This window comes from Streptomyces sp. NPDC002209, assembly GCF_042890265.1.
In the GTDB taxonomy this organism is placed as follows: domain Bacteria; phylum Actinomycetota; class Actinomycetes; order Streptomycetales; family Streptomycetaceae; genus Streptomyces.
Genome location: NZ_JBIARX010000028.1, coordinates 19,407 through 37,356 on the forward strand (window position 1 = coordinate 19,407; position 17,950 = coordinate 37,356).

The 17,950-nt window shown below is 70.7% G+C and carries 14 protein-coding genes and 1 pseudogene; 8 read left to right on the plus strand and 7 right to left on the minus strand.

Features of this window, described 5'->3' with window-relative positions:
* Positions 1 to 35: 35 nt before the first annotated feature.
* Positions 36 to 959, minus strand: coding sequence for a Yip1 family protein (locus ACFYXK_RS31905; RefSeq protein ID WP_389414318.1), 924 nt, complete (start codon positions 957 to 959; stop codon positions 36 to 38).
* 315 nt (positions 960 to 1,274) lie between these two features.
* Between ACFYXK_RS31905 and ACFYXK_RS31910 the strand changes: the two genes are divergently transcribed.
* The gene (locus ACFYXK_RS31910; RefSeq protein ID WP_389414319.1) at positions 1,275 to 2,294 is read left to right on the plus strand and encodes a hypothetical protein; all 1,020 of its coding nucleotides are present in this window, start codon (positions 1,275 to 1,277) and stop codon (positions 2,292 to 2,294) included.
* Positions 2,295 to 2,997: 703 nt separating this feature from the next.
* On the opposite strand, the pseudogene ACFYXK_RS31915 reads toward ACFYXK_RS31910, so the two are convergent.
* A pseudogene (locus ACFYXK_RS31915) lies at positions 2,998 to 5,205 on the minus strand ((Fe-S)-binding protein); the annotation flags it as partial.
* Positions 5,206 to 5,315: 110 nt separating this feature from the next.
* The gene (locus ACFYXK_RS31920) at positions 5,316 to 5,798 is read right to left on the minus strand and encodes a sugar transferase (RefSeq protein WP_389414320.1); all 483 of its coding nucleotides are present in this window, start codon (positions 5,796 to 5,798) and stop codon (positions 5,316 to 5,318) included.
* Between the two features lie 582 nt (positions 5,799 to 6,380).
* On the opposite strand from ACFYXK_RS31920, the gene dnaK reads away from it, so the two are divergent.
* Genes dnaK through ACFYXK_RS31940 form a run of 4 tightly spaced genes read left to right on the plus strand, consistent with a single transcriptional unit; the run spans position 6,381 to position 10,592 of the window.
* On the plus strand, positions 6,381 to 8,228 hold the full coding sequence (dnaK, locus tag ACFYXK_RS31925; protein ID WP_389414321.1) for a molecular chaperone DnaK: 1,848 nt from the start codon (positions 6,381 to 6,383) through the stop codon (positions 8,226 to 8,228).
* Positions 8,228 to 8,899, plus strand: a complete 672-nt coding sequence (gene grpE / locus ACFYXK_RS31930) for a nucleotide exchange factor GrpE (protein ID WP_389414322.1) — start codon at positions 8,228 to 8,230, stop codon at positions 8,897 to 8,899. The genes dnaK and grpE overlap by 1 nt, the downstream gene beginning before the upstream one ends.
* Positions 8,900 to 8,938: 39 nt before the next feature.
* Positions 8,939 to 10,120, plus strand: coding sequence for a molecular chaperone DnaJ (gene dnaJ, locus ACFYXK_RS31935; RefSeq protein WP_383506357.1), 1,182 nt, complete (start codon positions 8,939 to 8,941; stop codon positions 10,118 to 10,120).
* 1 nt (position 10,121) lies between these two features.
* Positions 10,122 to 10,592, plus strand: coding sequence for a heat shock protein transcriptional repressor HspR (locus ACFYXK_RS31940; protein WP_383506354.1), 471 nt, complete (start codon positions 10,122 to 10,124; stop codon positions 10,590 to 10,592).
* 84 nt (positions 10,593 to 10,676) lie between these two features.
* On the opposite strand, the gene ACFYXK_RS31945 is transcribed toward ACFYXK_RS31940, so the two are convergent.
* Positions 10,677 to 11,690: a helix-turn-helix transcriptional regulator gene (locus ACFYXK_RS31945; protein ID WP_078987796.1), complete on the minus strand. Its 1,014-nt coding sequence runs from the start codon at positions 11,688 to 11,690 to the stop codon at positions 10,677 to 10,679.
* 326 nt (positions 11,691 to 12,016) lie between these two features.
* Between ACFYXK_RS31945 and ACFYXK_RS31950 the strand changes: the two genes are divergently transcribed.
* Complete coding sequence (locus ACFYXK_RS31950) at positions 12,017 to 12,331, plus strand: hypothetical protein (RefSeq protein WP_030299141.1); 315 nt, start codon at positions 12,017 to 12,019, stop codon at positions 12,329 to 12,331.
* Positions 12,332 to 12,502: 171 nt separating this feature from the next.
* Here ACFYXK_RS31950 and ACFYXK_RS31955 read toward each other — a convergent pair whose 3' ends face one another.
* A complete protein-coding gene (locus ACFYXK_RS31955) occupies positions 12,503 to 12,916 on the minus strand; it encodes a pyridoxamine 5'-phosphate oxidase family protein (protein ID WP_389414323.1) in 414 nt (137 codons plus the stop codon).
* Between the two features lie 156 nt (positions 12,917 to 13,072).
* Between ACFYXK_RS31955 and clpB the strand changes: the two genes are divergently transcribed.
* Positions 13,073 to 15,673, plus strand: a complete 2,601-nt coding sequence (gene clpB / locus ACFYXK_RS31960; protein ID WP_389414324.1) for an ATP-dependent chaperone ClpB — start codon at positions 13,073 to 13,075, stop codon at positions 15,671 to 15,673.
* 72 nt (positions 15,674 to 15,745) lie between these two features.
* Here the strand turns inward: clpB and ACFYXK_RS31965 are convergent, their stop codons facing one another.
* Positions 15,746 to 16,042 (minus strand): hypothetical protein, encoded by a 297-nt coding sequence (locus ACFYXK_RS31965; RefSeq protein ID WP_389414325.1) that lies wholly within the window; start codon positions 16,040 to 16,042, stop codon positions 15,746 to 15,748.
* 129 nt (positions 16,043 to 16,171) lie between these two features.
* Here ACFYXK_RS31965 and ACFYXK_RS31970 point away from each other — a divergent pair, with 129 nt between their 5' ends.
* Positions 16,172 to 16,714: a YbjN domain-containing protein gene (locus ACFYXK_RS31970; RefSeq protein WP_383506341.1), complete on the plus strand. Its 543-nt coding sequence runs from the start codon at positions 16,172 to 16,174 to the stop codon at positions 16,712 to 16,714.
* 13 nt (positions 16,715 to 16,727) lie between these two features.
* Here ACFYXK_RS31970 and ACFYXK_RS31975 read toward each other — a convergent pair whose 3' ends face one another.
* Positions 16,728 to 17,876: a hypothetical protein gene (locus tag ACFYXK_RS31975; RefSeq protein ID WP_389414326.1), complete on the minus strand. Its 1,149-nt coding sequence runs from the start codon at positions 17,874 to 17,876 to the stop codon at positions 16,728 to 16,730.
* Between the last annotated feature and the right edge of the window lie 74 nt (positions 17,877 to 17,950).

Consider the following 17,950-nt stretch of genomic DNA (forward strand, 5'->3'; position numbering starts at 1 on the left):
CCCCGGTGCTGTTGCGCCGGGGCCCTTTCGCGTTGCTACAGCGTGCCCAGCTTGATGATCGACAGCAGTGCGACCAGCTGGATCGCGGACGCGCCCAGCGCCTTCGGCCAGGGCAGGTCGTGCGACTTGCTGACGAGCGAGGTGAACAGGGCGCCGGCCGCCAGCCAGGTGACCCAGCCCAGCACCTGCACGAGCATGTTGTCCCCGCCCAGGAACACGGCGAAGAGCAGGCGCGGCGCGTCCGTGATGGACATGACCAGCATCGACAGGCCCACGGTCGGCTGCCACGCGCCGTCGCCGCCCAGCTGGCGGGCCAGGGTGTGCGTGACGGCGCCCAGGATCAGCCCGCAGATGACGAAGGCCACGCCCGCGCTGAGGACGATCGGGACGGCGTTGGCGAGGGTGGCGCCCATGACGTCCTTGCGGGCGTCGTCGAGGCCGAAGACCGCGAGCAGGCCGTACAGGAACGTCACGATCAGCGCGGGGCCCCAGACGGCGTAGTCGCGCATCTGCAGGAACGTCGGCCCCGGCCGCATCACGATGCCGCGGAGCAGCTCCTTCCACGGCAGCCGCGGACCCGTCGGCGCGGCCGCCGCGGCGCCCGCGTGGTACGTCGCGCCCTGGCTGTACGGGTCCTCGCCGTACGCGAACACCTGGGTGTGCCCCGGGTTGTCGTTCGCGTACGAGCCGCCGCCCGCGCCTCCCTGGTCGTACGGGGGCTGCTGCTGCCCCGGGGGAGGCGGCTGCTGCTGTCCGTACGGCTGTCCGTACGGGTCGAAGTACTCGGGCTCGCCATGGCCTCCGGCGGCGGGCTGCTGAGGCCACTGCTGCTGGGGAGGGTAGGGCTGCTGGCCGTACGGCGCCTGCTGCGGTTGCTGCTGACCGTACGGCTGCTGCCGCGGGGGTTGTTGGGGAGCGCGGTTGTTGTCCCTGCCGCGTCCGATCCTGAATCCAGCCACGTGATCGAACGTACCTGGTCCGGCGAGCGGTGGTGGGCGGGCCGGTGGAATAAGCACCCTTTGCGGCTGACCTGTGACATCCCCTAGGGGAACCCCGGGGGGCTGTCCCCACCGAGGAGGAGGGGGGTGAATTGTCGGGTTTACCTGGCTGTTGGGGTGCCTGTGGTGGTTCGTTACATTGCCTACGGATTACGTAGATGTCGGGTCCGTAGCTTCGTGTCTGTCGCCGACGAGCCATGAGCAGTTGGCACCGACTCCGAGCAACGAGCAACGAGCAACGAGCACAGAGCATCGAGCTACGAGAAGAGCCCCCACATGCGCAGCACTCGCCGCACCACCCTTCGTACCGCCGCCGTCTTCGCCGGCGCGGCCACCGTTCTGGCCCTTCCGGTCGGGTCCGCGTTCGCGGATTCGCCGTCCGTGCCGGGGCCGGAGGTTCTGCCCGGGGTGGAGCAGCCCGCGACCGACCCGACGGGTCCGACGGATCCGGTTCCGCCGGCCGACCCCGTGCCGTCCGTGGCCCCGACGGTCCGCCCGACCACGCCGCCGGTCGAGCCGGAGAAGCCGACCCGGGCGTTCGTGACCACGGTCAAGCTCGCGGACGGGTCGATCGCCAAGGTCTACAAGATCGGCGACAGCCACTTCGAGGCCGAGATCCTCGCCGGGTCGACGAAGCAGGACACGCTGGTCAGCAAGGGGGGCAAACCGGCGTACGGGCAGAACAACGGCCTGCACGTCGTCCTGCAGCCGAACGGGACCGTGACCTCGTGGGTGGAGGGGGAGCAGAAGCCGACGCCGAGGCCGAGGCCGGTGGAGAAGCCGAAGCCCGTCGAGAAGCCGAAGCACGAGGTCACGAAGGAGAGCTCGGTCCGGATCACCATGCCGGACGGTCGGATCGCGAAGCTGATCGACGGTCCGAAGGGCAAGCGCGTCGAGATCTCGATGCCGAACGGGAACCTGCTCGGGACGGTCGACCGGAAGCGTCCGAGCGTGCAGAACGACGGCTGGACGTACCGGCTAGTCCGGGACGGGAAGCGCGTGAAGTTCGTCGTCATCGACGGGAAGGGCGGCGCGAGCAGCTGGGTGTACGACTTCGACGGGAAGCTGATCGAGAAGTACACCGCCGAGGCGGCGGGCGCGGGCGCGGGCGCGAACGCGAAGAAGGTGGTGGCGGGGGAGCGTGTGGTGCCGAAGGGCGGCGTGAAGGCCGGGGCGGAGGGGGCCTCTGCGGGTGACACGCCGATGCTGGTTGCCTCCGGCGGGGGGATGGCTGCCGTGGGGGCGGCGGGGCTGGGCTTCGCCCTGCTGAAGCGGGGGCGCGCCGAGCGGTCCTGACCGGGCCGGGGCCGGGGCCGGGCCGGCCGCTGCGCGGGGCCGTCTCCCCCACCCCGCCCCTTCCCGAAACCGGGGGCTGCGCCCCCGGGCCCCCGAACGCCGGAACGGCCGGTCCCCCGAGCGGGGACCGGCCGTTCCGGCGTCGCGTTGTCCGTGCGTGCGGACGGACGGACTACTTGGCGTTGCCGCCCTCGGCCGACGCCTTCGGCTCGGCCTCGGCAGCCCCTGCCTCAGGCTTCGCCTCGGCGGCGGTCCCGGCCTTCGGCTCGGCCTCGGGCTCTGCGGCGGCCGTCTCGGCCTCTGCCGCAGCCGCCGTCTCGGCCTTCGCCTCCGCTTCGGTCTCCGCCTCGGCTTCGGTGCCGGCCTCCGCCGTGGCCTCGGCTTCCGCCCCCGCCTCTGCGGCGGCCGCAGCCTCGGACTTCGCGTCAGCCTCCGCCTCGGCCTCGGCTTCGGTCTCAGCCTTCGCGGCAGCCCCCGCCTCGGCCTCGGCTTCGGTCTTCGCGGCGGCCGCAGCCTCGGTCTCCGCCTCCGCCTCGGCCTTCGCAACAGCCTCCGCCTCTGCGGCGGCCGCGGCTTCCGCTTCGGCCTTGGCGGCAGCCTCGGCCTTGGCCTTGGCTTCCGCCTCGGCCTTGGCCTTCGCCGCGGCTTCCGCCGCCTGTTCGGCGGCCAGGGCCTCGGCCGCCAGTTCCGCCTCCGTCGGGGCCGGGGCCTTCACCGACTCCAGGAGGAGCTGGGCCACGTCGACGACCTGGACGGATTCCTTGGCCTGGCCGTCGTTCTTCTTGCCGTTGACCGAGTCCGTCAGCATCACCAGGCAGAACGGGCAGGCCGTCGAGACGATGTCCGGGTTCAGGGACAGGGCCTCGTCGACGCGCTCGTTGTTGATGCGCTTGCCGATCCGCTCTTCCATCCACATCCGGGCGCCACCGGCGCCACAGCAGAAGCCCCGCTCCTTGTGGCGGTGCATCTCCTGCTGGCGCAGCCCCGGCACGGCCGACATGATCTCGCGCGGCGGCGTGTAGACCTTGTTGTGCCGGCCCAGGTAGCAGGGGTCGTGGTACGTGATCAGGCCGTCCACCGGCGTGACCGGCGTCAGCCGGCCCTCGTCGATCAGGTGCTGGAGCAGCTGCGTGTGGTGGATGACCTCGTACTCGCCGCCCAGCTGCGGGTACTCGTTCGCGATGGTGTTGAAGCAGTGCGGGCAGGTGGAGACGATCCGCTTCGCCGACTTCGGCTTCTTCGTCGACGGGTCGTCGTCGTCCTCGCCGAAGGCCATGTTCAGCATGGCCACGTTCTCCTGGGCCAGCTGCTGGAACAGCGGCTCGTTGCCCAGGCGGCGCGGGGAGTCACCGGTGCACTTCTCGTCGCCGCCCATGATCGCGAACTTGACGCCCGCGATGTTCAGCAGCTCGGCGAAGGCCTTCGTGGTCTTCTTCGCGCGGTCCTCGAGAGCGCCCGCGCAGCCGACCCAGTACAGGTAGTCGTACTCGGAGAGGTCCTCGGCGTCCTTGCCGACGATCGGGACCTCGAAGTCGACCTCCTTGGTCCACTCCACGCGCTGCTTCTTGGCCAGACCCCAGGGGTTGCCCTTCTTCTCCAGGTTCTTGAGCATCGTGCCCGCCTCCGACGGGAACGCGCTCTCGATCATCACCTGGTAGCGCCGCATGTCGACGATGTGGTCGATGTGCTCGATGTCGACCGGGCACTGCTCCACGCAGGCACCGCAGGTCGTGCAGGACCACAGCACGTCCGGGTCGATGACGCCGTTCTCCTCGGCCGTGCCGATGAGCGGGCGCTCCGCCTCCGCCAGTGCCGCCGCCGGGACGTTCGCCAGCTGCTCCGCCGTCGCCTTCTCGTTGCCCTCCATGTCCTTGCCGCCGCCGGCGAGCAGGTACGGGGCCTTGGCGTGCGCGTGGTCGCGCAGCGACATGATCAGGAGCTTCGGCGAGAGGGGCTTGCCGGTGTTCCACGCCGGGCACTGCGACTGGCAGCGGCCGCACTCCGTGCACGTGGAGAAGTCGAGGATGCCCTTCCAGGAGAACTGCTCGACCTGGGAGACGCCGAAGACGTCGTCCTCGCCCGGCTCCTCGAAGTCGATCTCCTTGCCGCCGCTCGTCATCGGCTGGAGCGCGCCCAGCGCGGTCGCGCCGTCGGCGTTGCGCTTGAACCAGATGTTCGGGAAGCCGAGGAAGCGGTGCCAGGCCACACCCATGTTGGTGTTGAGCGAGACGACGATCATCCAGATCAGCGAGACGCCGATCTTGATCATCGCGGTGAAGTAGATCGCGTTCTGCAGGGTGCCGAGCGAGAGGCTCTTGAACGCCAGGACCAGCGGGTACGAGGCGAAGTACGCGGGCTCGTACGAGTCCACGTGGTGGATCGCGCCCTCGAGCCCGCGCAGCGTCAGGATCGCGAGGCCGATGGTGAGGATCACGTACTCGACGAAGTACGCCTGCCAGGCCTTGGAGCCCGTGAAGCGCGACTTGCGGCCCGCCCGCGACGGCAGCGACAGCAGGCGGATGACGATCAGCACGGCGATGCCGAGGATCGTCATGATGCCGATGAACTCGATGTAGAGCTCGAACGGCAGGAAGCCGCCGATGATCGGGAGCGTCCAGTCGGCCTGGAAGAGCTGCCCGTACGCCTGGACCAGCGTCGGCGGCAGCGTCAGGAAGCCGATCGCGACGAACCAGTGCGCGAAGCCGACGATGCCCCAGCGGTTCATCCGGCTGTGGCCGAGGAACTCCCGGACCAGGGTGAGCGTTCGTGCCTTCGGGTCGTCCGTACGGCTGCCTGCCGGTACGGGCTGTCCGAGCTTCACGAACCGGTAGATCTGCGCCACGGCTCGGGCGAGCAGCGCGACGCCGACCACGGTCAGGACCAGCGACACGATGATCGCGGCGAGTTGCATGGGAGGGCTCCTCGGGCGGGACTTACTAAGCGGTAACTTATTGAGTCAAGGCTTGAGGTTACCCATTCCCCGCGCCGCAATGTAGGTGAGCGTGCGGTGATCTGTGTCGCTCAGGCATGCCTCTGTCGGTACCGCTGTCGGTAGGCCGCCCGAGGGGTCTGAGCCAGGATCGCGAGATCCATCCCCAGCCAATGGCTCTCCACATAGTGCCGGTCCAGCAGGGCCATCTCCTCCCAGGGGAGGTCGGAACGTGCGCTGACCTGCCACAAACCGGTCATTCCGGGCCGTACGAGGAGCCGGTCGGCCCGGTCCGTACGCGCCTGCGCGCGCGGCCCGACCAGTGACATCTCGCCGCGGAGCACGTTCAGCACCTGCGGGATGCCGTCCAGGGCGCACCGCTCCACGGCCGCGCCGAGCCGGCCCGCCGCGTCCGTACGCAGCCGCCAGGTCCGGAACGGCCGCCCGGCCAGCCCGGCCGCCGGCTCCCGTACGAAGACCCGGCCGCCCTGGGCTGCGTACAGCAGGGCGGCGGCGCACAGCAGCGGCACCGCGAAGACCCCGAGCAGCAGCGCGGCCCCGAGGAGGTCGACCACCCGCTTCGCCGAGAGGTCCGGGCGGTGCGGGAACGGGAACCGGGACGCGGACGCAGGGGCGGGCGGAGGCGTGGACGCAGACGCCGTCGGGGGTGCGGACGGGCGTGGAGTCGCCGGTCGCCGCCGCACGAGGCGCCGGATCGGGGGGAGCGGGAGCGGCGGCAGCGGCATGGGGGCACCCTGCCCTGCGCCCCCGGCGGTTGCCGGACGCCGCGCAGCGGCCGGCCCCAGCATCGCCCGCTCGGCCCCCGGCGAGGCCCCTGCCGAGGCCCCCGGCGAGGCCCGGGCGAGGCCCCCGAGAGGCCCCCGGGAGACCCCCCTGGTGGATCCCCGGAGCCCCGCCTCGAGCGGTCCTGTACCCGCTCCCGGCCCGCCTCGGCCGCCCGCCCCCGTGGGGTGTTTCCGCAGGTGGGACCCCCTGTGGCCGGTCGCCCCGCCGACTGTGCCGGGCCGCCCCCGAGGCCCGTGTGAGCGTAAGGCGCCGATAAAAGTTGAGCCGCATGGACTCACCTCTGTTGACGACGGCGCGGCGTTACGGCATGGTTGAGTCTGTTCCACTCAAGTCAGCTGGAGGAAATCAAAATGGCACGTGCGGTCGGCATCGACCTGGGCACCACTAACTCCGTCGTCAGCGTTCTCGAAGGCGGCGAGCCCACCGTCATCACCAACGCCGAGGGCGCCAGGACCACGCCGTCCGTCGTCGCCTTCGCCAAGAACGGCGAGGTCCTCGTCGGCGAGGTGGCCAAGCGCCAGGCGGTCACGAACGTGGACCGGACCATCCGCTCCGTCAAGCGCCACATGGGCACTGACTGGAAGATCAACCTGGATGGCAAGGACTTCAACCCGCAGCAGATGAGCGCCTTCATCCTGCAGAAGCTGAAGCGCGACGCCGAGGCGTACCTGGGCGAGAAGGTCACGGACGCGGTCATCACCGTCCCGGCCTACTTCAACGACTCCGAGCGCCAGGCGACGAAGGAGGCCGGCGAGATCGCGGGTCTGAACGTCCTGCGCATCGTCAACGAGCCGACCGCCGCCGCCCTGGCCTACGGCCTCGACAAGGACGACCAGACCATTCTCGTCTTCGACCTCGGTGGCGGCACCTTCGACGTGTCGCTCCTCGAGATCGGCGACGGCGTCGTCGAGGTCAAGGCCACCAACGGCGACAACCACCTCGGTGGTGACGACTGGGACCAGCGCGTCGTCGACTACCTGGTGAAGCAGTTCGCCAACGGCCACGGCGTGGACCTCTCCAAGGACAAGATGGCGCTCCAGCGTCTGCGCGAGGCCGCCGAGAAGGCGAAGATCGAGCTGTCCTCCTCCACGGAGACCACGATCAACCTGCCCTACATCACGGCTTCCGCCGAGGGCCCGCTGCACCTGGACGAGAAGCTCACGCGCGCCCAGTTCCAGCAGCTGACCGCGGACCTGCTGGACCGCTGCAAGACCCCGTTCCACAACGTCATCAAGGACGCCGGCATCCAGCTGTCCGAGATCGACCACGTGGTCCTGGTCGGCGGCTCCACCCGCATGCCGGCCGTCGCCGAGCTCGTCAAGGAGCTGACCGGCGGTCAGGACGCCAACAAGGGCGTCAACCCGGACGAGGTCGTCGCCATCGGCGCCACCCTCCAGGCCGGTGTCCTCAAGGGTGAGGTCAAGGACGTCCTGCTCCTCGACGTGACCCCGCTGTCCCTCGGCATCGAGACCAAGGGCGGCATCATGACCAAGCTCATCGAGCGCAACACCACGATCCCGACCAAGCGGTCCGAGATCTTCACGACGGCCGAGGACAACCAGCCGTCCGTGCAGATCCAGGTCTACCAGGGTGAGCGCGAGATCGCGGCGTACAACAAGAAGCTCGGCATGTTCGAGCTGACCGGCCTGCCGCCGGCCCCGCGTGGCGTCCCGCAGATCGAGGTCTCCTTCGACATCGACGCGAACGGCATCATGCACGTCACGGCCAAGGACCTTGGCACGGGCAAGGAGCAGAAGATGACCGTCACCGGCGGCTCCTCGCTCGGCAAGGACGAGGTCGACCGCATGCGCCAGGAGGCGGAGCAGTACGCGGACGAGGACCTGCGCCGCAAGGAGGCGGCCGAGTCCCGCAACCAGGGCGAGCAGCTCGTCTACCAGACGGAGAAGTTCGTCAAGGACAACGAGGACAAGGTCCCGGCCGAGGTCAAGACCGAGGTCGAGGCCGCCGTCGCCGAGCTGAAGGAAAAGCTCAAGGGCGAGGACACCGCCGAGATCCGCACCGCGACCGAGAAGCTCGCCGCGGTCAGCCAGAAGCTCGGCCAGGCCATCTACGCCGACGCGCAGGCCGCCCAGGGTGCCGCCGGCGGCGCGGGTGACGCGGGTCAGGCCAAGCCCGAGGACGACGTCGTCGACGCCGAGATCGTGGACGAGGACAAGCCGAAGGGCGGCGCTGCCTGATGTCGGAGGAGACCCCGGGTTTCGAGGAGAAGCCCGAAGTCCCCGCCGACGGCACGCCTGACGACGCCGCCGAGCCGAAGGCCGCTGCTTCCTCCGAGGAGGAGGCCGCGGCCCCGGCCGGGGACTCCGCAGCCCAGTCCGCCCAGGACACGGCTCTGCTGGCGCAGCTGGACCAGGCCCGCACCGCGCTCGGTGAGCGCACCGCGGACCTCCAGCGGCTCCAGGCGGAGTACCAGAACTACCGCCGCCGGGTGGAGCGGGACCGGATCGCCGTCAAGGAGATCGCGGTCGCGTCCCTCCTGACGGAGCTGCTCCCGACCCTGGACGACATCGGCCGGGCGCGGGACCATGGCGAGCTGGTCGGCGGCTTCAAGTCGGTGGCCGAATCGCTGGAGACCGCCGCGGCCAAGATGGGCCTGCAGCAGTTCGGCAAGGAGGGCGAGCCCTTCGACCCGACGATCCACGAGGCCCTGATGCACTCGTACGCGCCGGACGTCACCGAGGACACCTGCGTGGCGATCCTGCAGCCGGGGTACCGGATCGGCGAGCGTACGATCCGCCCCGCGCGGGTCGCGGTGGCCGAGCCCCAGCCCGGGGCGGCCCCCAAGTCCGAGTCCGCGGACGGCGACACGCCTTCGGACAAGGACGCGGATGCCCCCGACAAGGGCTGACGCAGCAACCGTAGAGGCCCGAGAGGAGGGACACCGGGGATGAGCACGAAGGACTTCGTCGAGAAGGACTACTACAAGGTCCTCGGTGTCCCGAAGGACGCCACCGAGGCCGAGATCAAGAAGGCGTACCGGAAGCTCGCGCGCGAGTTCCACCCGGACGCCAACAAGGGCGACGCCTCGGCCGAGGAGCGCTTCAAGGAGATCTCCGAGGCGAACGACATCCTCGGCGACGCCAAGAAGCGCAAGGAGTACGACGAGGCCCGCGCCCTGTTCGGGAACGGTGGCTTCCGCCCCGGTCCCGGCGGGGGCGGCTCGTTCAACTTCGACCTGGGCGACCTCTTCGGCGGCACCCAGCCGGGTGGCGGCGCGGGCGGCGGTTTCGGCGGCGGCGGTCTGGGCGACGTCTTCGGCGGGCTGTTCAACCGCGGCGGCGCGGGCCCCGGGACGCGGGTCCAGCCGCGCCGCGGCCAGGACATCGAGTCGGAGGTCACCCTCTCCTTCACGGAGGCGGTGGACGGGGCCACGGTCCCGCTCCGGATGTCCTCCCAGGCGCCCTGCAAGGCCTGCTCGGGCACCGGCGACAAGAACGGCACGCCGCGCGTGTGCCCGACCTGCGTCGGCACCGGCCAGGTCTCGCGGGGCAGCGGCGGCGGCTTCTCGCTGACCGACCCCTGTGCGGACTGCAAGGGCCGCGGCCTGATCGCGGAGACCCCCTGCGACGTCTGCAAGGGCAGCGGGCGGGCCAAGTCCTCCCGCACCATGCAGGTCCGGATCCCGGCGGGCGTCTCCGACAGCCAGCGGATCCGGCTGCGCGGCAAGGGCGCTCCGGGCGAGCGCGGCGGTCCCGCCGGCGACCTCTACGTGGTGGTCCACGTGGACGACCACCCGGTGTTCGGCCGCAAGGGCGACAACCTGACGGTCACCGTCCCGGTGACCATCGCCGAGGCCGCCCTGGGCGCCGACATCAAGGTCCCGACCCTGAACGGCCCCTCGGTGACGCTGAAACTCCCGCCGGGCACCCCCAGCGGACGCACGATGCGGGCCCGCGGCAAGGGAGCGGTCCGCAAGGACGGCACCCGCGGGGACCTGCTGGTGACGGTGGAGGTCGCCGTTCCGGCCTCCCTGTCGGACAAGGCCCGCGAGGCGCTGGAGATGTACCGCGACGCGACGGAGTCGGAGGACCCGCGCGCCGTGCTGTTCGAGTCCGCGAAGGGAGCATGACATGGACGGCCGCCGACGACCGCCCCGGTTCGGCAGCGGGGCGTACGAACTGACCGACGAGACCCCGGTCTACGTGATCTCGGTGGCCGCCCAGCTCTCGGGCCTGCATCCGCAGACCCTGCGCCAGTACGACCGCCTCGGCCTGGTCTCCCCGGACCGGACGGCCGGCCGCGGCCGGCGCTATTCGGCCCGCGACATCGAACTGCTCCGCACGGTGCAGGCGCTGTCCCAGGACGAGGGCATCAACCTGGCGGGCATCAAGCGGATCATCGAGCTGGAGAACCAGGTCGCCGCGCTCCAGCAGCGCGTGGCCGAGCTCTCGGCGGCGGTGGACGGCGCGGCGGCCGTGCTCCAGCAGCGCGAGGCCCAGGTGCACGCCTCGTACCGGCGAGATCTGGTCAAGTACCAGCCGCCGGTGCCGGGCAACGCCCTGGTCGTCTGGCGCCCCGCGCCGAAGCGGCAGAGCGACTGACGCCCGCGCCGGCTTCGTCCGCGTACCCGAACGCACAGGCCCCGCCCGGGATCCCCGGGCGGGGCCTGCGCGCTGCGGTGCGGTTCAGTCGCCCTCGTCCTCGAGGATCCCGGAGCGGGCGATGAGGAAGCCGAGCTGGGCGCGGCTGCCGCTGCCGAGGGTGCTGGCGAGCTTCGCGATGTGCGCGCGGCAGGTGCGTACGTTCATGCCCAGCCGGCGGGCGATGGCCTCGTCCACGTGGCCCTCGATGAGGAGCTGCGCGATGGTGCGCTGCACGCCCGAGATGCCGCCGCGGGTGTGCTGGTACGTGACCTCCTCCTGGAGGGGCACGGCGCGGTGCCACAGCTGCTCGAACACCTTGATGAGGTAGTCGACGAGCCCCGGGTGGCGCAGCTCCAGGGCGACCTGGCGGTCGTCGCTGGCCGGGATGAAGGCGACCGTCCGGTCGAAGATGATGAGGCGCTCGAAGAGCTCCTCCAGCGTGCGCACCTCGACCTTGCCCGCCTTGAGGAGGTCGACGTACGCGAGCGTGCCGCGGCTGTGCCGGACGGTGTGCTGGTAGAGGGTCCGGATCCGGACACCGCGGTCGGTCAGCGGCTGGTCGCGCTCCAGGGCCTCCGTGAGCTCGAGGCTGGGGCGGGCGCCGCCGGGCTGGATGGTGAGCATCTCGGTGTGGCACTCGGCCGTGGCGAGGTTGAGGGCCGCGTTGATGGGGTCGAAGCCTTCGAGCACGGTGATGGCGTGGGTGCTCGCCGGATTCTGCGCACTGATGGCGAGAAACGGCTCGAAAGCCTCGGACAGTTCGAGGGAATCCCGGCGCCTGTCGCGGATCTCCCGTTCGATCGGATGCAGCCGCTGTGCGAGTGCCACCGCCGGTGGAACCGGACGGAGCGAATTGGCGTCATCAGGGTCTGGCTGCAACAACGCCAGATCGAGCAGGCAGGGTGCCGTTTTGACGTCCCCACGTGCGATACGTCCGGTCCGCAGCGCGCTCGTGTAGAGCCGCGCCCCCTCGCTGCACAGCTCCGTGACCGAGTGGGGATGTGTCGCTTTTGTTCTGTTTATGGTCAAATCTCCACCCCCCAGGGTCCTGAACATGCAAGAACATGATGCATCGTCCCTGTGGCAGTGATGTGCCTGAATGAGCCATCGTCTGACAGGCGGGGGAGAGGATTTCATCAAGTGAGGACGAAGCCGACCATGAACAAGAGAATGCTTCGCTCGGCGCTTGCCACCGTCATCTTCTCGGCTGTGGCCGGTCTGGGACTTGCCGGGGTCACCCTGGGGGGCGCCGAAGGGGGTGCCGCAGGCCTCCAGGCGGCACCGCTCGAGGACAGCGGATGGCGCGCGGCACCGATGGACAGCGGATGGCGCTCGGCCCCCGTCGACGCCGATGCCGGCACCCTTGCTGTGGAGACCGCGGTATGACCCCCGACGACCGCGGATTCCGTCGCGAAATGGCCTCTGCCTACCGCTCCGGCTGGCAGTTCATCGATCTCGCCACGGCCATCCCCCACCCTGGCGACTCGTTGATGGTCACCCTGTTCGGACAGCCCATCGTCATCACGCGCGAGGAGGACGAGGACGTCCGGGCGTACCGGTGCCTGCGCCGCCCCCGCGGCGCGCCGCAGCCCGTCCGCTGCGAGGTGCGCTACGGAATGGTCTTCGTCAACCTTGATCAGCGCGACCACCAGCTCTTCGAACCCGATATCACCACCGCCACCCCCCGCAGTGCCTGAAGCGATTCCCCCGTCGTTGCAGATCGCTCCAGGTGCTTCCCCCACACAACGGCGCCATCGTGGACCTGACCACGATGGCGCCGTTGTGATGTCCGCGTCCAGTCCTTGAACCGGACAAGGTGAAAGCTGAACTGTTTCCGCGTCCGTGCGGGCTCGGGTGCCTGCGTCGGTTCAGGCGCGGCCCATCGCCCGGTCGAGGGCGATCTCCATGACGACCCGGTCCGGGTTGGGCGAGGGCGTCCGTCCGTAGCGCTCCGCGTAGCGCGCCACCGCCTCGGCGACCGAGGCCTCGTCCGTACGGATCACCGCGTGCCCCTCCAGCGTCGCCCAGCGGCGTCCCGCCATCTGGCACACCGCCACCCGGGCCGGGCCCTGAGCCGTCCCCTGGGCCGCCAGCACGTTGCGGATCTTCTTGCTGTTCTTGTTGCTGATCACCCGGGCCAGGCCGGCCTCCGGGTCGTACGTGACGCCCACCGGCACCATGTGCGGGGTCCCGTCGGGGCGCGGGGTGGTCAGCGTGCAGACGTGCCGCTCCCGCCAGAAGGCGAGGTACTCGGGCGTCGGGTTGAGTACGTCAAGAGCCATGGCCCGAGGGTACGGGAGGGCGCCGAATTCGCCCTTGAGTGGAATAGACTCAACTTTGCGCACGCTGCCATAGTCAAAGCGCGAGACTCGAAGCAACGAGACTCGAAGAGCGGGACTCAAGCCCGTGCCCGACCTGTCTGAGAGGAGAAGTCGCACGTGGATGCCGAGCTGACCAACAAGAGCCGGGACGCCCTGAACGCGGCCACCAGCCGGGCCGTGAAGGACGGCCACGCGGACCTGACCCCGGCGCACCTGCTGCTGGCCCTGCTCGCCGGCGAGGACAACGAGAACATCACCGACCTCCTCGCGGCCACCGAGGCCGACCAGGCGGCGGTCCGGGGCGGCGCCGAGCGGCTGCTGGCGGCCCTGCCCAGCGTCACGGGCTCCACGGTCGCGCCCCCGCAGCCCACCCGCGAGCTGCTCGCCGTACTCGCGGAGGCCGACCAGCAGGCCGGGAAGCTCGGCGACGAATACCTCTCCACCGAACACCTCCTCATCGCCATCGCCGCCAAGGGCGGCGCGGCCGGTGAGGTCCTTTCCACCCAGGGCGCGACGGCGAAGAAGCTGCTGGACGCCTTCGAGAACGCACGAGGAGGACGGCGGGTGACCACCCCCGACCCCGAGGGTCAGTACAAGGCCCTCGAGAAGTTCGGCACGGACTTCACGGCGGCCGCGCGTGAGGGCAAGCTCGACCCCGTCATCGGCCGCGACCAGGAGATCCGGCGCGTCGTCCAGGTCCTGTCGCGCCGTACGAAGAACAACCCGGTGCTCATCGGCGAGCCCGGCGTCGGCAAGACGGCCGTCGTCGAGGGCCTCGCGCAGCGCATCGTGAAGGGCGACGTCCCCGAGTCCCTCAAGAACAAGCGGCTGGTCTCCCTCGACCTCGGCGCGATGGTCGCGGGCGCGAAGTACCGCGGCGAGTTCGAGGAGCGGCTGAAGACGGTCCTCGCCGAGATCAAGTCCAGCGACGGCCAGATCATCACCTTCATCGACGAGCTGCACACCGTCGTCGGCGCTGGCGCCGGCGGCGATTCCGCCATGGACGCGGGCAACATGCTCAAGCCCATGCTGGCCCGCGGCGAGCTGCGGATGGTCGGCGCGACCACGCTCGACGAGTACCGCGAGCGGATCGAGAAGGACCCGGCGCTGGAGCGGCGCTTCCAGCAAGTGCTGGTCGCCGAGCCGTCCGTCGAGGACACCATCGCGATCCTGCGCGGGCTCAAGGGACGCTACGAGGCCCACCACAAGGTCGTCATCAACGACAGCGCCCTGGTGGCCGCCGCGACCCTCTCCGACCGGTACATCACCTCCCGCTTCCTGCCCGACAAGGCCATCGACCTGGTCGACGAGGCCGCGTCCCGGCTGCGCATGGAGATCGACTCCTCGCCGCTGGAGATCGACGAGCTCCAGCGCTCGGTCGACCGGCTGCGGATGGAGGAGCTGGCGCTGAAGAACGAGTCCGACCCGGCCTCGATCGAGCGCCTGGAGAAGATCCGCAAGGACCTCGCGGACAAGGAGGAGGACCTGCGGGGCCTGACCGCCCGCTGGGAGAAGGAGAAGCAGTCCCTCAACCGCGTCGGCGAGCTCAAGGAGCGCCTCGACGACCTGCGCGGCCAGGCCGAGCGCGCACAGCGCGACGGCGACTTCGACACCGCCTCCAAGCTGCTCTACGGGGAGATCCCGACCCTCGAACGCGAGCTGGCGGAGGCCACCGAGGAGGAGGAAGAGGCCTCCAAGACCGGAACCTCCAAGGGCACGATGGTCAAGGACGAGGTCGGCCCCGACGACATCGCGGACGTGGTGGGCGCCTGGACGGGCATCCCGGCGGGCCGGCTCCTCGAAGGGGAGACGCAGAAGCTGCTGCGCATGGAGGACGAGCTGGGCCGCCGCCTGATCGGCCAGGGCGAGGCCGTACGGGCCGTCTCGGACGCCGTACGCCGCACCCGGGCCGGAATCGCGGACCCGGACCGCCCGACCGGCTCGTTCCTCTTCCTGGGCCCGACGGGCGTGGGCAAGACGGAGCTGGCCAAGGCCCTCGCGGACTTCCTCTTCGACGACGAGCGGGCCATGGTCCGCATCGACATGTCGGAGTACTCGGAGAAGCACAGCGTGGCCCGCCTGGTCGGCGCCCCGCCCGGGTACGTCGGCTACGAGGAGGGCGGCCAGCTCACCGAGGCCGTGCGCCGCCGCCCGTACTCCGTGGTGCTCCTGGACGAGGTGGAGAAGGCCCACCCCGAGGTCTTCGACATCCTGCTCCAGGTCCTGGACGACGGCCGCCTCACGGACGGCCAGGGCCGCACCGTGGACTTCCGCAACACGATCCTGATCCTGACCTCGAACCTGGGCAGCCAGTTCCTGATGGACCCCTCGACCTCGGCGCAGGAGAAGCGCGACCGGGTGCTGGACGTGGTCCGCGCCTCCTTCAAGCCGGAGTTCCTCAACCGCCTCGACGACCTGGTGGTCTTCTCCGCGCTGACGAAGGACGAGCTGGCCCACATCGCCGAGCTCCAGATCGGCAGCCTCGCCAAGCGCCTGGCGCAGCGCCGCCTGACCCTGGACGTCACCCCCGACGCCCTGGCCTGGCTGGCGGACAGGGGCAACGACCCGGCGTACGGCGCCCGCCCGCTGCGCCGCCTGATCCAGACGGCGATCGGCGACCGCCTGGCCAAGGAGATCCTGGCGGGCGAGGTCCGCGACGGCGACACGGTCCGCGTCGACGTGGCCGGCGAGGACCTCATCGTCGGCAAGGCCCTCTGAGACCCTCTGACAAGCCCTGGTGCGCTCCGGCCGCACGAGGGGGGCCAGGGCCCCCCTCGTGCGGCCGGGCCCTCACGCGTCGTGCGCGACGAACCGGACGCTGCTTGCGCCCGTGCTCCTGCCTCTGCGGGAAGGCGGCGGCCAGCCACGCGTCCAGCCCGCTCCGGTCCATCCGGAACGGCTCGCGCGGGCGAACTCCATGGCCTGCGCGCAGGCGATCGCCGTACCGGTGCTCCCGGGGCCGTCCGCGGCGTCGTCGCCCCAGTGGCCCATCGCCCACCACAGCCACACCGCACCGGCGACGCCGATGATCAGCGGTGCGGCCGGCACCGCGACCGCGAGCCCGCGTATGCCGCCCCGCCCCGCCATGGGTCCCCGTCTTCCACCGCGTCGGCGGCCCACTCCTTGTCCGCCCTGCGCGGATCGTAGCGGCCGGGGGTGGACAGGGGGTGGGAGCCATGGGGGAGGATGACATCATCCGCACGAAGGGAAATCACGGTGAGCATCGACCCGGCCTCGATTCCGAACTTCGGAGGGCAGCAGCCCGATCCGCAGGCCACAGGACCGGCGGGCCCCGTCGTCCCCGACCAGGATCTGGTCAAGCAGCTGCTGGAGCAGATGGAGCTCAAGTACGTCGTCGACGACGAGGGTGACCTCGCGGCGCCGTGGGAGGAGTTCCGTACGTACTTCATGTTCCGCGGCGAGGACGAGCAGCAGGTCTTCTCGGTGCGGACCTTCTACGACCGTCCGCACGCGATCGAGGACAAGCCCCAGCTCCTCGAGTCGATCGACGACTGGAACCGCCGCACCCTGTGGCCGAAGGTCTACAGCCACACGCACGACGACGGCTCCGTCCGCCTGATCGGCGAGGCGCAGATGCTGATCGGCACCGGCGTCAACCTGGAGCACTTCGTTTCCTCCACGGTCAGCTGGGTCCGTGCCTCCATCGAGTTCGACAAGTGGCTCGTGGAGCAGCTCGGACTGGAGAAGGAGATCGACTCCACCGACGGTGACGACAAGGACGGGGACGACGACAACTAGTCGTCGCCACCCGTCACAGCGGCACGCGGGCGATCAGCAGCAGGTACAGCCCGTAGCCGTACGAGAGCCCGGCCAGCCCCGCGGTCACCACGACCGCGGAGCGCGGCCGGGCTCGCGCCATTGCGGCGGCGACCGGCAGGAGCAGCGGGAACCCCGGCAGCAGGAAGCGCGGCTTCGACTCGAAGTAGCCGGCCCCGCCGTAGGTGATCAGCAGCAGTACGGCGGTGTACACGAGCAGCGCCGGAGGCATCCGGTCGAGCAGCAGGAGCACCGCCAGGAGCCCGGCCGCGGCCAGCACGGCCACGGTCACGACGGTGGCGAGCGGTACGTGCCCGCCGGTCAGGACCCGCCAGACGGTGCCCGTCGTGTACGAGCCGAAGTCGAAGCGGGAGCCCCAGCGCCGCTGCACGGTGAAGTACCCGGCCGGATCCCCGATGCGTATCCCGACGGCCGTGACGTACGCCGCCCAGCCCGCCGGGGCCAGCAGCGCGGCCGCCCACACCTCGGGCGCGCGGGACCTGCGGACGAGCAGCGCGTGCAGGGCCAGGGCGGACACGGCGGCGGCGACGGCGATCCCGGTCGGGCGGGTCAGTCCGGCGAGAACGGCGAGGCCCGTGGCCCACACCCAGCGCCCGCGCAGTACGGCGTACAGGGCCCACGCGGCGAGCGCGGCCAGCAGCGGCTCGGTGTAGGCGAGGGTGAGCACCACCGCGTACGGGGTCGCCGCCCACAGCGCCACCAGCAGCACCCCGGCGCGCGGGCCGAGCACCAGCTCCCCGACCCGGTACACCCCGAGGGCGGCCACCGCCGCGGCGGTCCAGGCGACGAACAGCCCGGCCCAGGGGGTGGCCCCGGCCAGCCGGACGAGCAGCGGGTACAGCGGGAAGAAGGCGTAGTCGCTCTGCACCAGCCCCGACCCGGCCCACATCTGGGTGCGGCCGTAGCCGTGCACGGCGATCCCGAGGTACCAGACGGAGTCCCAGGAGTGCCCGAGCACGCGTACGGGGCTCCGGCCGGCCCACCACGCCCCGACGGTGAGCACCAGGGCCCCGCCGGCCCGGACGGCGGCGAACACCCCGAGCGCGACGAGGGCGGCGGGCACCCTGCCGGTCCGGAGCTGCTGCGGCCGCACGGAAACCGACGCACTGCCCGTCGCCGTCATGAACCCCGTCTTTCCCGCGCTGCGTGCGTACGCCCATCCCGACGAGGAGAGCCTCGGGCACCCTAAAGCTCACC